Annotated in this window: 12 protein-coding genes and 1 pseudogene; 4 read left to right on the top strand and 9 right to left on the bottom strand. The window is 39.3% G+C overall.

The features are described 5' to 3' along the window. Positions 1-14: 14 nt before the first annotated feature. From ABRS97_RS05570 to ABRS97_RS05540, 7 genes are all read right to left on the bottom strand, one after another. A complete protein-coding gene (locus ABRS97_RS05570) occupies positions 15-1244 on the bottom strand; it encodes a Ger(x)C family spore germination protein (RefSeq protein ID WP_367811904.1) in 1230 nt (409 codons plus the stop codon). Further along, entirely contained in the window at positions 1234-3090 is a 1857-nt protein-coding gene (locus ABRS97_RS05565; protein ID WP_367811903.1) for a spore germination protein, read from the bottom strand. Before ABRS97_RS05565 ends, ABRS97_RS05570 begins: the two co-directional genes overlap by 11 nt. Before the next feature lie 69 nt (positions 3091-3159). Continuing rightward, a complete protein-coding gene (locus ABRS97_RS05560) occupies positions 3160-3525 on the bottom strand; it encodes an SH3 domain-containing protein (protein ID WP_367811902.1) in 366 nt (121 codons plus the stop codon). 496 nt (positions 3526-4021) lie between these two features. Continuing rightward, the gene (locus ABRS97_RS05555; protein ID WP_367811901.1) at positions 4022-5005 is read right to left on the bottom strand and encodes a polyprenyl synthetase family protein; all 984 of its coding nucleotides are present in this window, start codon (positions 5003-5005) and stop codon (positions 4022-4024) included. A 1-nt stretch (position 5006) separates the two neighbouring features. After that, positions 5007-5360: a response regulator transcription factor gene (locus ABRS97_RS05550; protein ID WP_367811900.1), complete on the bottom strand. Its 354-nt coding sequence runs from the start codon at positions 5358-5360 to the stop codon at positions 5007-5009. After that, on the bottom strand, positions 5361-5633 hold the full coding sequence (locus ABRS97_RS05545; protein ID WP_367811899.1) for a response regulator: 273 nt from the start codon (positions 5631-5633) through the stop codon (positions 5361-5363). Continuing rightward, entirely contained in the window at positions 5630-7954 is a 2325-nt protein-coding gene (locus tag ABRS97_RS05540; protein ID WP_367811898.1) for an ATP-binding protein, read from the bottom strand. Before ABRS97_RS05540 ends, ABRS97_RS05545 begins: the two co-directional genes overlap by 4 nt. A gap of 65 nt (positions 7955-8019) precedes the next feature. Between ABRS97_RS05540 and ABRS97_RS05535 the strand changes: the two genes are divergently transcribed. From ABRS97_RS05535 to ABRS97_RS05520, 4 genes are all read left to right on the top strand, one after another. Further along, entirely contained in the window at positions 8020-8226 is a 207-nt protein-coding gene (locus ABRS97_RS05535) for a hypothetical protein (RefSeq protein WP_367811897.1), read from the top strand. A gap of 631 nt (positions 8227-8857) precedes the next feature. Then, positions 8858-9628 (top strand): LytR/AlgR family response regulator transcription factor, encoded by a 771-nt coding sequence (locus ABRS97_RS05530; protein WP_367811896.1) that lies wholly within the window; start codon positions 8858-8860, stop codon positions 9626-9628. A 397-nt stretch (positions 9629-10025) separates the two neighbouring features. Next, on the top strand, positions 10026-11750 hold the full coding sequence (locus ABRS97_RS05525; RefSeq protein ID WP_367811895.1) for a sensor histidine kinase: 1725 nt from the start codon (positions 10026-10028) through the stop codon (positions 11748-11750). 53 nt (positions 11751-11803) lie between these two features. Next, positions 11804-12736: a hypothetical protein gene (locus ABRS97_RS05520; RefSeq protein WP_367811894.1), complete on the top strand. Its 933-nt coding sequence runs from the start codon at positions 11804-11806 to the stop codon at positions 12734-12736. A gap of 68 nt (positions 12737-12804) precedes the next feature. Here the strand turns inward: ABRS97_RS05520 and ABRS97_RS05515 are convergent. Both ABRS97_RS05515 and ABRS97_RS05510 read right to left on the bottom strand, forming a co-directional pair. Continuing rightward, positions 12805-13467 (bottom strand): annotated as a pseudogene (locus ABRS97_RS05515) (transposase); the annotation flags it as partial. A 681-nt stretch (positions 13468-14148) separates the two neighbouring features. Next, positions 14149-15483 carry a transposase gene (locus ABRS97_RS05510; RefSeq protein ID WP_367811893.1) on the bottom strand — a complete coding sequence of 445 codons (1335 nt, stop codon included), beginning with the start codon at positions 15481-15483 and terminating at the stop codon, positions 14149-14151. Positions 15484-15570 lie beyond the last annotated feature (87 nt).

Genomic DNA, 15570 nt, shown 5'->3' with positions numbered 1-15570 from the left:
GATCCACCTTTCGATCATTTCTTCTCTTTTTGTCCCTTTAACAAATAAGGTATCGTCCTCATACCGGAATGGCGAATAAAGGATTCCACGTTCACATGAACTTGACTATTCGCAAATAGATCCTTCTTCCAATCTTTTTTTATTTTCATCCATACTTTCTTTTCCTGGCGATTGATGGCTTCACCAAATCCAAAGATATCGCTTTTTTCGCTTTGGGCAGCTTTGACGGCAGCCAATATCTCTTTTTTTGTCTCTTCGGACCATGCCATTTCAAGTTTCGCGAGCTCATTTGGATCACTTAAATTGATGGGACAATTCACTTCACTCAGATCCCCTTCTTGCCGGATGTTGATATCGATGATTGGTTCCTCATCCTTCACTTTTACTTTAATTCCCGATTTTGAACGTAAAACTTCGATGCCAATTGCTTCTTTTTTCTCTCCGCACCCGATGTTTTCGATGGTACTCTTTGCTTTGTTTAGAATCAACACCACTCCACGCGCTTCTTTATCATCCATCCAACGCGATAACTTTCCGTCCTTGAACAGAGCTATCCCCCGGATTTGGATAAAAGCCGGCGGATTGCTTTGTTCATTATTGGATTTCTTTTCTCCTTCTTGTGGATTTCCTACGATTTCTACCCCACTAAGTGTAAGTTCCTTTCCTTCACTGACTAAAATATTGCTTACATCGTCAATTTCGACTTTGAGGCTCTCGGACCATAATTTTACCGAATGCATTAATTTGTTCATTACACTATTAGCCGGAATTTTTTCTAGCGGTGTGATAATGCTGATTAATTGTTCGGCTGTATCACCTCTTGCTACGAGCAAGTTCGTAATGTCACGCGGTTCATGGTTCCTTTCGAAGAAATCAAGTAAATCCTGAACCCCATCCTTAGCAAACTCTTCCCCCAATACGATCAGTCGCATATGCGAAAAGAGCGGTTGCCGCGATGTTTTTTTCGCTGTTTTTCGAATTGCCTCGGAGAGCGTGCTTCCGGTCTCGGTGATAATGGACACTGACAGCGCTTTTCCTCCTCCTCCCCCTCCCAAAGTTCCTCCTGCTATTTCTCCAGGATTGACAATTTGTAATGAGATACGATATTCCTTAGTTTTCGGCACTTGATCTACCCCCATTGCCATCACAAATCCGAGATCTTTAAGCTCGCGGTTGTTCCAGCAACCTGTTAACAACACTCCGCCTGCGAACATCACGGTGAGAAGGAATACTTTAGCTTTCATTTGAATCACCTGTAGGTTTGTTTCGTCCCATTCTGATCTTATCAATCGAGTTGGTCAGCCGCGGGCGCGTTAGAAATGACCAGATGGGAAGACGCAGCACCGCATCTTTTTGATCAGCCGCTATAAATGGTGCAAGAGGAGCCATAAAGGGAACCCCGAATGAACGCAGACTACAAAGATGGGCGATTATAATAATACTGATTATCGCAATCCCATAAAAACCAAATGTCCCGGCAAAAATCATAATCACAAAGCGGAGCAGGCGTACAGAAATATCGATGCTGTAACTTCCTGTCGCAAAACTAGCGATACCCGTAGTGGCTACGACGATGACCATTGCGGCAGATACGATCCCAGCCTGCACAGCAGCCTGTCCCAATATAAGAGCGCCTACGATCGAGACAGCTTGTCCAACAGCACGCGGCATACGAACCCCAGCCTCCCGCAATAACTCAAAGCTAATTTCCATCATCAAGGCTTCGATAAACATGGGAAAAGGAACCCCTTCCCGCTGCGCTGCCAAACTGATGAGGAGAGGAGTTGGAATCATTTCCTGATGATACGCAACAGCTGCGATATAAATGGAAGGGCCCAATAAGGAAAGGAATAAAGCCATATATCTTAATAAACGAATGGCAATCGCAATATCAAATCGATTATAGTAGTCTTCTGCTGACTGAAAAAATGAAAAAAAGGTGGTTGGTGCAATCAGAACGTAAGGCGTTCCATCCACCATAATGGCTATCCTGCCTTCCAATAAATTTGCGGCCACAACATCCGGACGTTCAGTATTATAGACTGTCGGAAAGGGTGTAAACGTCTGATCCTGAATCAATTCTTCAATGTAACCGGACTCCAGGATTCCATCAATTTTTATGTTATGCAGCCGTTGCTTTGCTTCTTGCACAAGTTGTTCGTTCGCAATACCTTTGACATACATGACGGCTACATCCGTTTGCGTAACCGTTCCGATTTGCATAGTCTCCAGCCAAAGATTCGGGCTTTTAATCCGTCGTCGAACGAGAGAGATATTCGTTCCTATAGATTCGCTGAAGCTATCCTTCGGCCCCCGAATCACGACTTGAGTCGTTGGTTCGGAAATACTTCGTGTTTCTCCGCCCCTCGTATTTCCGATAATGGCTTCCGGCCAGCCGTCAATCAGAATCGCCGTATCTCCAGACAGAATCGATAAAATAAGTCCATTCCAATCCTTGATCACTTCGACTTTTTCAATGCTTAAAGCATTGTTTTTAACGAAATGAAACATACTGTGTTCCGAAACCATGTTTTCGGATATCGTCCCAGTTTGATCGATATTCAAAGAGTGCTTCACAAAATCGCTGACCATCTGCTTATCAGCCAATCCATCTGTATATACCGTTGCAGCGGAAATTTTCACATTACCACCAAACTCAAATTCACGAATAACAATATCCGGACTATTCCCAACTCTTTGTTTGATTTGAGCAAGGTTCGTTTCTAAAGCTTGGTCAAGAGGGAGGTCAACTGCATCCAGTTCGGTTATCTCGAGTTTTACCTGGTTCTGTTTTGCCCCTTTTTTACGAAATCGTTCCCACACGTATATTCTCCCTTCTATAACAACCTTGAATCTCAGATACACCGACATATACATGAGGTGTTCGTCACAGTCCGTCTGCCCTTTGGATACATGACATCTTTTACTATCGGAACCATTTTTATACCTCATATTCTCTTTAACAAACCCGATCCGAACGCTCCATTTGGTCAGGTCTTGGATGATTTTACGAAGGTCATCCAAGTTACGAGCGAGTCGATCCATGCTATGTACCACCACTACATCTCCTTCACTAACAAAAAAACGCAAGTAGCGCTTCTAATTGAGGTCTTTGGTTTGGTCATTCGAACGGAATATCAGAGGTAAAACTTGAAAAGACTAACTAGGAATCCACGGCCAAGATCGGAAAGAAAAAACCACCGAAAAGGTGATTCTCATGTAAGAAATGAGTAGAGAAGAATTAGAGCAAATTGGGAAATTGACTTCCGTTCCGTTAAATTTCAAATGAAAATAAGGCTTGGTACTGGCGCCTACTCCAGCGTTAGGCTGAGAGAAATCGACGGAAGAATCAGGGTCACTGCTTAAGTAATCCTCAATTGCCCAACCAGTTTTCCCGTCCGATAGCCTGACAAGATACCAATCTTCATCTTTCTCTAATATAGTTACTTTGGAGCCCATAGCTATTTGAGCTATGACAGCATATTGCAGGCCGCTTCCGCTTCCTGCAAGCTTAATATAGTACATGACCCCATCTGTCAGTGTATAGTTGAGATCTCCGAGAGTTCCATTGGCTTCATCGTTGAGAGCAAGTTTGGCGTGTTATTCCCGAATCACTATATAAATACAGAACCGTATCGTTCATACCACTACTCGTATTCCACCGTAGTAGCTCGTTTTAATCCTATATTGCTGTATTAGAGTCGTAGTAAACTGGAAATTTCGCGAAGTAAACCCACAGAGGTGATTTATGAATAGCCCCCATACGACTATGGTCTTCTTCCTCAATCCATACAAGAAAATATAAAAAGCGTTCACCTAATAGAGTGAACGCCTACTTTACTTCAAAACTTTTTATTGTCTACTTCAAAACATATTTGTCAACCAACAACAATGATGGACTTGCGCAGATCAGTTGATCCACAGTCGAGATAAACGCGCGCTGCGGGGGTAGTGTTAGCATAATAGACCTTCCAAAGAGAAAATTGCAATAGACTCTTTACAGAACGTTAATCGTTGTGAATCAAACGAATAATATGCGATACTGGGCAATGACAACCTCCCAAAACTTATTTTTCCAAAGAGTGGTACCAGGGATCGAATTAAAAATCTCCTCAACTTTATTCAAATAAAGACCTTGAATCACTCTAGAATACTCGACGCAGCCTGATTTCAAAATAAACGAAATGCATGCTTCTTTCATCTCTAAAAATGGTTCCAATGAAACTCTTCCATCATAGTAATCCTTAAATATCGGATACCGCTGTGAACATTCCGTCAATAAGTATAGAATGGGAAGTGTTCTTTTTTTGTTGATCAGATCATGCTTAACGTTAAAGCTGATCAGATCTTTAATGTCATTTTGAATTTGCGCTACAACTGCTAGGTTGCATGCCAATTCATTAATCTGATCTTTCGTCGACAGTTCACATTGATCCACGCAAGAATACCCCATATAACAAGCAAACACCATTAACGGAGCCGATTTGGCAAAAATTAACGCGATGTAGTCTTCCTCTGATTCAATGACTTCACTACAAATATCCTGATGTTGCCCGTTAGCTGCAAAGGAGAGCAACTGATTCACTTCTCCGACAAGCGGCAACTTCAAATCCCCATTACTTTCCTTTAATTTGCTGATCTCTCCGACAACTGCCATTAATAAAGCGACTGCGGCATTGAGCGTGATAGCATGGGGAAGTTGCATCCACGGCATAGCGCTATTATCTTTATCTTCAAGATCATCAATAATATCTAAAGCTAAAATCACTAGTTCGGTATATGCAACAATACGATGTATGTGAGAAGAGTTGCCTCCTAGCATAAAATGAATACATCGGGTTATATCTCCCCACATACTTTTTTTCTGCATTTTCGCTTGGATCCATGCCTTTAAAATCGAATTCATCTCATGCACATGAAAATGACAATCAATCACGACATCCATTTCTTCCATCAAACGAACGTCCCAAATAACCTCATGCTGAGCATCACCGTTCTTCCCCATATTAATGCAAACCACATTGGGTAAATTTTTGGATCGCTTGACTTTTGTTTTGTACACCCAGTTTTTCGTATATTTTCCGTAAATAATTGTCTATTGAGCGTTTGCTGAAAAACAGGGAGTCCCCAATTTGTTCATGCGTATGCCCTTCAACGATTAGGGACATGATGTGAATTTCTTGTTCTGTTAAAGTCTCTTGCTCTACCTCCAATTTGTTTATCCGTAACTGTTTAAATAACGCTACCGGGATGGCCGTTTGCCCTTCCATCATACACCTGACCACATTTCGCAAATGCTCCTCACTTGAATCTTTCGACAAAATGCCGCTAATATTTAAATTGAGCAATTCATCGTACATTTACATAAAATGGATCCCTGTAAAAATAACCACTTGAATGTCCGCATTCAACGAATTAATTTGCTTGGTAAGTTCATAACCACTTTGATCGGGAAGATTATAATCCAATAAGACAAGATTCGGAGTATACTCAACCACGTATTTCATACAAGCCTCTCCCGTAGAGGCAATGCCCACGACGAAGACATTGTCAATTTGATCCAAAACTCCTTTCGTTCCAAAAGATACCATCGGATGATCGTCTACGATCAAAATTTTATAAGATTCTTTCATGCTGAACGTTCTCTCCTCTGTAATGGAATCATTATTTCCACTTTTAATCCTTGACCGCGACTCGATTGAATGTCAATTGACCCCATGATACTTAAAATGCGACTTTGCATTTGTCCGATTCCAACTCCTGAAGTCTGGTCTTGCTGTTCAGCAGTACTTAACAAGTCAAATCCAATCCCATTATCCTGATACTCTAAGTAAAACTGGGCATCGCTGCTCGTACAACTAATCGTAGCCTTGGACGCATGCGAATGCTTCTTAGCATTATTGATTAATTCTTGAACCACACGAAACAAATGACGCTTCGTATCTAACTCTTTATTTTCAATGCACGGATCCCCGTCTGTGATAAAGGAAAGCTCAAATGAACACATTCTACGTTCCATTTCTATCCAATTTGCAATTGTTTTTAGAAGCCCTGCCGTCTCGAGCGTTGGAGGATTCAGCTCAAAGCAACTCTGCCTAAGCAGCGTATTAATAATATTCAAATGATCTATGATATCGTTTAAAAATTTCGTATCAATAAGATCTGCCACTTCTTTTTGGAATGCTTTTAACTTCCGTTGAATAAAAAAAATATCCTGCATCGTTGTATCATGCAAATCAGAAGCAATACGAACACGTTCCTTTTCCTGCATGTCAAACATAATTTTACGAAACCAGTTCAAGTTGTTACTTTCCAGTTCATTCGATAAGCGGGATGCTAACTCCTGTACCTTCAAGTTTAACTTGTGGATCAAATATACATTTTCCAGACGAATGGCCAAATTCGACAGGATTACCTGTAACCATTGCACTTCTTCTTGATGAAAGTGAGTGTTTGTCTTTTTTGAAGCGAGGACTACATAACTGATATACTCCTCATGCCGACTAATTTCATAAACGGAATACAAATTTTCATTAACGATCGAGCGGGTTATGGCATGTTCAATTTTGTTATGATCGATATCCCCTTCACTTATGATCTCAAACTCATTGTCGTACTGAATTACGACCGCACCTCCAGCAACCTGTAATGTGTTCACAATGTCAACCAAAATCATATCTTTTAACTCTCGAAAGCTGCTCAGTGAACCAAACGTGTTCGATATCTTTTTCAATGCTGCTTGCAAATAATATTTGCGCGGGAATAAAATAATTTCTAATTTCGTCATGAAATATTCCAACGAATAGAGGAGAAAAGCGATAATCGTTACGCTGAACAAGAAACTGAACATGCCCTGCTCCAATGTAAAATCACGTTGAAATACAAGGAAAATCATGCCAACTAAGAGTGCACTAGGAAAGATGGAAATAATGGTCGTAGATAAGACCCGTCGCAGTATGAGATGAATGTCAAACAATTTCTTAGAAATAAGCAAATAACAAAACGTCAGCGGAAAGAATAATGTAAATAACCCTGTAATAAACGGACTAACGATGTCTTTGTGTATGGTTATTTCTGGAAGAAAGCTTAAAAGAGCGAGCGGTAAAAAAGACATAATAAAAGCAAACCATATCGTTTTGATAATGATTGAAAAATGCGACGTTTCTTTGCGAAATTTATAATAAATATAAATCAGGAACCCGCAAACCATGCATGATCCAAATAAAAAATAAAGCATCGTAAACGTATGATAAAATACATAATATGAATAAGATAACCAAGGGGTAACATAACCAATACTCGGCAGCATAACTAGGCCAATGATTCCATAGAAATAATACAAAAATTTATGCGGAAATTGTACGTTACCTTTCTCCTTGAAAAATAATATTAAGAAATGCAAAAAAACATAGGGCAAGGCCATGACAATACTTTTGACGATTATTCTTGCAAGTATATCTGCTCTTGAATCAGCCCCAAGACTCATAAACGCAACTCCAACCATCAAAAACAAAAAGGCTAGAAATCGAGCCGACTTAGATTTGGAGCTATTCAAGTAAAGCAGAACAGCGATACAAAAACTAATCATTTCACCAAAGAAGCTATAACAATAAACAGGCAATAAATCCTTTTTTTTATCCGTGGTCATTACCTCAAACGATTCACCTCCACGCAATATTGAAATTTTCTCAGCCTGTTCAACTAAGGCAAAATACTTGACAGTAAAATAATCACTTGGGGTATGACCATCTATACTTTGAATCACATCGCCTGTTTGCAAACCAAGCACCACATGGGGGGGATTAAGATCCAAACTTTTGATTATCCATTGCTTTTGAGCATTTTTTTCCACATTAATCCCCAGGAAAGGATAGTCAAATGTTATAAATGTAAACCACCCCTGAAGAACTATCAATGCAGGAACCAAGATCAGTAAAAGTTTGTTGTTTTTCACTAGTAAGCTCCTATTATTTCTGATATATTAATGATAAAATAAATTGGAAAAGAGTGGTATAAACGATGAGTTCAGTTGCATTTTCCCCTAACATCAAAAATGTTATTTCAATGCTTAGTCGATATGAACCATTCGAAATATCCAAAATGCTTGAAAATCAAGAATTTTTGGATGCATGGAGCCTATCCAAGGAAGAAAAAAGGCTAGTGCGCAATGTGTTTGTTTCGTCTAAATCAAATTTGGTCAAAGATGAGAAAGCATCGGGATGGTAAATCGTTGTCAATCATTAATAATCTAGACTGCCTTAATCCTGTCTGCTAGTGCAGTCTTTTAAAAAAATTGTTAAGACATGGAGGAAGCTGTTTATACTTACGCATTATGCTGACACCATCGTTCCGCACAGATAACTGTGATTTGACTTTTGAAGCACTTCATTCAACATCGTGAATGCGAAAAAACCAAAGGTCAATTACAAAAAATTTCATAACTCAATTAGTTCACCTTTTTATCAATTTATAATATTTCCCCTTCACTTTAATTACAATTTCATCCTTCGAATCAGACCTTGGAATTTGAAAGACCTCCGACCCCTTCCCATTTTTCAAGATTCCCTATTGAATTTCCGACTTTTTCTATCGTTTGATTGGTATAGGCATATACTTGATTACTATGCTTTCTCGCTACTTGAAATGGGTAAATTCGCAATCTATTTACCCAAGTAGAATAGTGAGGAAGCCTTTTTTTGTATATCTTGTTGGATGCATTTTGAATATAATACAAGTATAGCTTTTTTTTCGGTCAGTAGAATTAATTCGCTTAAGTGGTTAAAATTCGTTCACATTTGGCGAAAAAAATATCAAAAACTGTCGAAAAATTTAGAGATAGTTAGTCGGGAGTTGTTTCATGGAGAGAGTGCTTACCGTAATTATCGCAGAAGACAAACTGTTTGATCGACAAAAATTGGAACTCTTTGCCAATCAACTCGGCTTGAAAGTCGTAAGTGCAATAGGCTCGGGAGAGTGGCTTATTGATGATTGCGTGAAATATAAACCAGATCTTATTTTTCTTGACATTGGACTTAACGGTACCGATGGCTTAACTGCCTACAAGAGAGTTTTGGAGAAGGGACTTTCCTCTTATTTAATCGTTGTTTCTGGAACACAAGATTCTACCCTGATACTTGCTGGATTCAAAATGAACTGTGTTGATTTTGTAACTAAGCCGGTTACCTATAAACGACTATCAGAAGCTGTAGAGAAAGCCAAAGCAACGATTGAAAAAGACTTACTTATATCTACAGCCATACCAAGCAAAATTATTCAAATTAAGTCGAAATACCATACTATCTTTCTCAATGAAAACAAGCTAATTTATGCTCATAAAGTAAAAGGTCAGCATAAATCTATTGTTTATGTAGAGGGTGAAGAAGAGTCTGGCGTTGAAACATCTGCATCCCTCAAAGATATTCATGACCAATGTTCGGAGTTTATTTTCTCACCTAACCAATCGACTTTAATTAATGTTAACTACATTAAAAAAGTTTTCGCCAGCGACAATTTCTTGGATTCCTATATTATTAAGTTGGACTATAAAGATACCGAGATTGATTTACCACGACGTAAACGAAAGGAATTCGAACAACTTTATGCTCGATTATCTCAAGTAAAAAAATAAAAACGGCAACCACATGGATGCTGCTTTTATTTTTTTGCTAGAATCGCTTCAATAAACTTCGTACCATATTCTTGTTGAGCTATTTGAATGTTCCCAGCATATTTGTGGATCAGATTTTTAACAATTGACAAGCCTAACAAGCGTTCTTTCCACCGACTTTTGTCGAAAATCCTTCAAGAGCTGATACGAACAGATCGGAAAAATAATTTGAGGTTAGCTCTGTGTACCCAAGCGGATCGGTTTTAGGGACGTACAAAATCAAAGGTAAGGAAACGGAAAGAATTCGAAGCATGGTATGCCGGTTTATCTGATTCGCATTAAAGTGAATGTATCGATACGACAAAACACATAAGATATCGAAAATCGGTAAACAGACACTTAACTGGGGGAAGTTGCTTTGAAAAGATTATGGATCTCGTTCTTAGTTTTGGTCATTTCTCTGATTACTTGCATTAATATCACTTACTATTACACAACTAAAAATGCTCTTATAAAGGAACAGGAGGAGAAAGTTTCAACTATAGTAAATAGCATTACAATCGCGATTCAAAATTCAAATACGGGAGAGCAATTATTTGAGGATATGATAGGTCTCAATCTAAGGACCGCTTCAGTTGCTGCACAGTATGCACTCCCTACAGATATTGAAAAAGTACAAAATGACAAGCTTGTTGAGATTAAAAATAAATTGATGATTGATGGGCTTACCCTATTGAAACGGAAAGACGATGATATTATTGGTTATCGTTCCTCCGATCCGAACGAAATAGGAATGAGTACAAAAGCTTGGACCAATGGATGGTTTCAAGCGTTTAATCAATTATTAGATAATCACGTTGCCCAAATAGGTGGCGCGCTAACATTTGGCCAGTTTCTCCCACACTATTGGAGTGGCCCTTTTGATACATCTTCTACGAATACAAAAAATATCGATAAATGGGGTTATTATAGTGACAGTGAAACTAACTATATTATTGACCCATATATGCATGATACGCGCCTTCTTGATTTTCGAAAAACTACAGGTGTAGATGCTACAATTACCCAAATGGTTGAAAAAAATAAATGGATTGTTGAAATCGGCGTTCTTAACCCTGAAGTCGTGGGTGGACTTATTAAAAAAATACCAGCAAAATGGTATCAGGAACGGAAAGTATTATACGGACAATATTCTTACCCAGATGCGAATGACATGAATATTTCGTTAAATGGGATAAAGAACGACAAAATTATTAATACTTTTTCTGTTGTTGATGGCAAAGATATCATGAGGACATACGTTCCACTAAAAAATATAGCTTTGGGTGCATACCATTCAGACTTACTCCTATGTATTGTTACTGATTATAAAACAATAAAAGATACTTTATATAAACAAGAACTTAAACTGCTCCTTATTGTAGCAGGAGTTACAATAATCAGCCTAACTATTACCGCTGTTACGGTCAGAATAGTAAACCGGTCGAAGGAAGAGGCAGTTTTAAATGTACATGATGTTTATACTGGTAATATTGACACACTCTTTAATTCGATTAAGGAACAAAGGCACGATTTTAACAATCATGTTAGCACGATCCACTCACTACTTGAACTTGGCAAGTTAGATGCTTTGAAATCCTACACAAAAGAAATTATAGGCGAAACAATTGCTATAAACGATATCCTTAATATTGACAATCCTGCAGTTTGCGCAATTGTACAGGCCAAAGCTGCACAGGCTGTTGACAAGAATATTGTTTTTGAGCACGAACTTGGCAATATGAGAGAACTTAATAATAGTGCAATGAAGTCTACAGACATCGTGAAAATTATAAGCAATTTACTTGACAACGCATTTGAGGCAACAACGATGGATAATGACTTGACTGAAAAAAAAGTTATTATTAAAGGGGCTATAAATAGAAACCGACTTGAAATAAGTGTATTTAATACCGGTAAACCTATCCCTGAAGAGATTAAAGAGAAGATTTTTGAATCAGGGTATTCAACAAAAGGAGGCAGCGAAAAGAATTCAGGACTGGGCCTCGCCATTGTTAAGAAATTAATAGATAAATATCATGGAAATATTAAAGTTTCCGATTTTAATGAAGGCATACAATTCACAATACAATTGGTCCTGTAGCGTATCTCACAGTTGAAAAACGGCATCACATTAGGAGATAAGGAGAAAATAGCATGAAAAAACGAAACATATATTTGGATTATTCTTCTATTTCATTGCGTTTAGATGTATTATCTGAAGATATAAAAAAAGCAAGAATCGATGCAATCGTAATATTGTTAAGAGGTGGTTCATTTCCTGGGATACATATGGCTTTTCTCACCGGGCTCCCCTATTACTTTATAAGATACGACCGTTCGAATAGACAAATTGTTCCGATTGGGCAGATGCCCCCATCTAATTCACGGATTCTACTATCTGAAGATTTCGCTGGCAGCGGTAATACCTTAATAGATTGTAGAGAATTTCTAACAAGAGCGGGATATTCATGCTCAACTCTCGTTGTATGCCAGGATACAATCTCTGCCTCGATTCCTGACTATAGCTGTTTTCAATCAACGGAGAAAGATGTTAGATTTATTTTACCTTGGGAACGGCACTTGTTAAACATAGACGAGATTGTTAATAAACCCGGACAATCTGATCACTTATATGAACGTACAGCATGGGATATGGATGGAGTTTTCTTAAACGATGTTGATTCTGCTCATTATAAAGAAAGCTTAGAGCATGCATTGGCTCTAAGGGATACTTTTAGTCCAGCTTCTTTTGCTCCTAAAGTAGCAAACGGCGATATGATAATAACTGGTCGTCCCGTAATCGATCGGGAAAGAACGCTTAGGTGGCTACAATCAAATAATTACAATATACCGGCAGTTTTCAGAGACGACGGAATCGAAATACCAAATGCGCAAAGTACGGCTCGTTGGAAGGGCGGACGCGCTCTCGAACTCGGCTTTACACATTATGTCGAAAGTGATGCGGAACAAGCGGCTCATATCGCAGCACTATTTCCCGAACTAAGGGTAATATGGTGGAATGAAGGCAACCCGTTACAGCTTCAGGCTGCAGGGGCTTCAAACAAACAAAAATGGAATGATTTATGAAGTAAGAAAGTCGTATCTGAACAATATTTTTGAAACTGGTATACTGTTTTTTTGAGCATAACGAAGAATCCTTCATTGTCGTAAAGGATTGTGGATAATTCCACCTTTTCTCCGGGTCCAGCTAAATAACATAACATGATCCGCTCTGCTTCTGGCTCTGTACGCTCCACTCTCAGCAATACCGGCAGTTTTTTCTTTAATTTAAGATGTCGCTTGACCACAACTCGAAAGAGCCGTTTGGCTGCATCACGAAGTACGTCGATTGGTTGCTGCTTTTGAGCCGCCGCTTGGGTGTGGGTTACGTCTAGGATGATGGTCTTGCATTTGATAAGGAAATGCTCGATACATTGCTTAACTACCTGCTTCAGTACATCGTCCACATGACTTGCGCTAAGACGATGGTTTCGAAACCGCGATAGTTAGGATGCATCTGGCAGCGCATCTTTAGGGTTTAGAGCGACGAACCATTTGTAGGCCAAGTTGACCTGAGTTTCCTGAACGAACCACTCGTCTGATAGATTGTAGAGGATCTGTAAAAACAGCAGACGAAACAGCAATTGAGGTTCGTTAGCCTGTCTGCCGTAATACATGCAGTATAATGCTTCCACTAAGTCGTAAATGAACCCGAAGTCCACGATGCTATTTATCTTACGCAACAAATGGTCTTCTGGAATAAATTTATATAGTTCCACATGAAATGATGCACTTATTTGTCTGGCTGAATGCAACAACAACGCTCAACTCGCTTTTCCTTTTTTACCAGTATACAACAAACCCAGTACCTTTGCGGAACTGGGTTACTTTTTACATATATTGTATCCGTTTTGCAGTGCTCTCGTTTTTTCGCTCTTTTTTTCCAAAATAATATATTTCTAGGTCTGGAAGCTCATTATATCAAACACATATTTGTATTTCAGACAAAAAAAGGACTGCGCTTAAAAGGAACGCAATCTTGATAAATGATAACCGCATCTCTAACTCTTATTTTTCAAGCTACTAGCCATACCAAGACACTTATAATTAGTCATTTTCGATCTCTCTTACCAGTTCAAAAAATGCTTTATCCCGAATGAGAACAGGTGCCTTTCCGCTCATTTTAACAATACTATAGTGCTTTTCAAGTTTACGAATCTGGTTTAATATGTGATCTTCTTCTGATTTTGACTGGGTATTAAAAATATATCGAACGTCCTTGTTATTAATATCTGAAACGTTATGAACGACCCACGTCAAAATGTAGTTCGCATATTCATTGTCTCCAGTTGAGAAATGACTTAATAACTGCGTAGAGAGAATTGTACCAACGCCATATTCCCTTCCTTCTTTCAAAATCTTCTTAATCGAATCAATTTCATAATAATTTTTGTTTGAAGCTGTAGAATCAGAAAATCAAAGTTCTATTTCAAAAAAGATTACGCAGCAACTTTACCAGAACGACGAAGTTTCACGCGATCGACGGTTAATTTACAAGCTGTATACACCAAACAAGATAACTGAAAATCGACTTTAGCTAGCTTTCCACGATGGCGAATATTGCCAAGTTGAAAGTATTCTTTCAAGTAGGCGTTGACTCGCTCAACTGCTGTGCGTTTTTTGTACAACTCATAGTAGCGATCGCTGCCACGAGCTGGAACCGTATATTTCCGAACATCGGATTCCACTTTCACTTTATGAACTTTCTGGCACTCTCCATCGTTAAAGGGGCAAGTGGCACATTCTTTGGGTGATGTGTATTTGAGTGTTTCGTACTTTGGATCGAAGCTATCGTATCGGTAGCTATGACCTTCCTTGCAGAGAGGGTGGAAATACTTATCCTTACCCTCTATGGGTTGTTCGTTCCGTCGGTTGTAGTCGATGAGGGCTCTGGCTCCGAGATTCTGCGACTGTTGGTAAATTAGAACCAAGTCATATCCGGCATCCACAAGCACGTAATCAACCTTCAGATTTGGATGAAGCTCAGCCAGAGATTTTAGCAAGGGAATGGCCAACTTTGCATCATTGACATTACCGGAAGATAACAATGCGGTAAGTATATACTGGCTTTTGCAATCGACGAGCAAATGTCCTTTAAAGCCATACCAGAACACGTTCTTACCTTCCGAGTTTTTCTTAACGCCCCATTCAGGTGCAAGAGGAATCTGTTCGGAAAGTTCCGCAAATGAATATGGAAGCTGCTCTTCGACCTTTTTCTCAAATATAGGACAGTTTGCTTCTAATTCCAACTGTTCTTGCAGCCATTGATCCCGTTCTGCTTTGGATTTGCGACCGCGCTTCTTCTTCGGAAGCTCAGCTGGCAGCTCGTCGGCGCTATCTGTCGATTGCTTTTCAGGCTGACGGTCTCTGGCCTCAATATGTGTGGCATCCATAGCGACAACGGTTGCGTCAATAAATCCTTCTTGAAACACGGAAGAGCTTTGCAGTTTCCGGATCATTCTGCTATAAGAAGCCTCGCTTGGAATACGATCCGAGCCTGTAAACCCGCACTGTGTACTGAATTCCACACTTCGAGTTAAACGTCTAATGAGATCTTTTATGGTGGGAATTCGTTCCATCACCCTGATGAACAAGGAGGCCAGCATCGCAGTGTAGTTTAGCTCCGTTGGCTTACCATTTATGCTCTTTTTGGACACCACTTTGAAGAAGGGTGTGATGTCTAGAGTTTCAAACATTAGAGCGTAAGTATCTTTGGGCGACATTTCTAATAGTTCTTGCAAGGAAAACAGTTCTTCCTGGCGAATACTGTACATAGGGAGTCCAACCTTCTCTCGGTGTATGGTAGGGGTACTAAACACTTCGAGATTTGGGGAGGTACTCCTTTTTTCATGTCTTAGAAC

Source organism: Paenibacillus tabacirhizosphaerae, assembly GCF_040812395.1.
Classification (GTDB): Bacteria; Bacillota; Bacilli; order Paenibacillales; family NBRC-103111; genus Paenibacillus_E.
The sequence above is the reverse complement of the archived record's forward strand: the minus strand, read 5'-3'. Positions and strand labels throughout refer to the sequence as shown.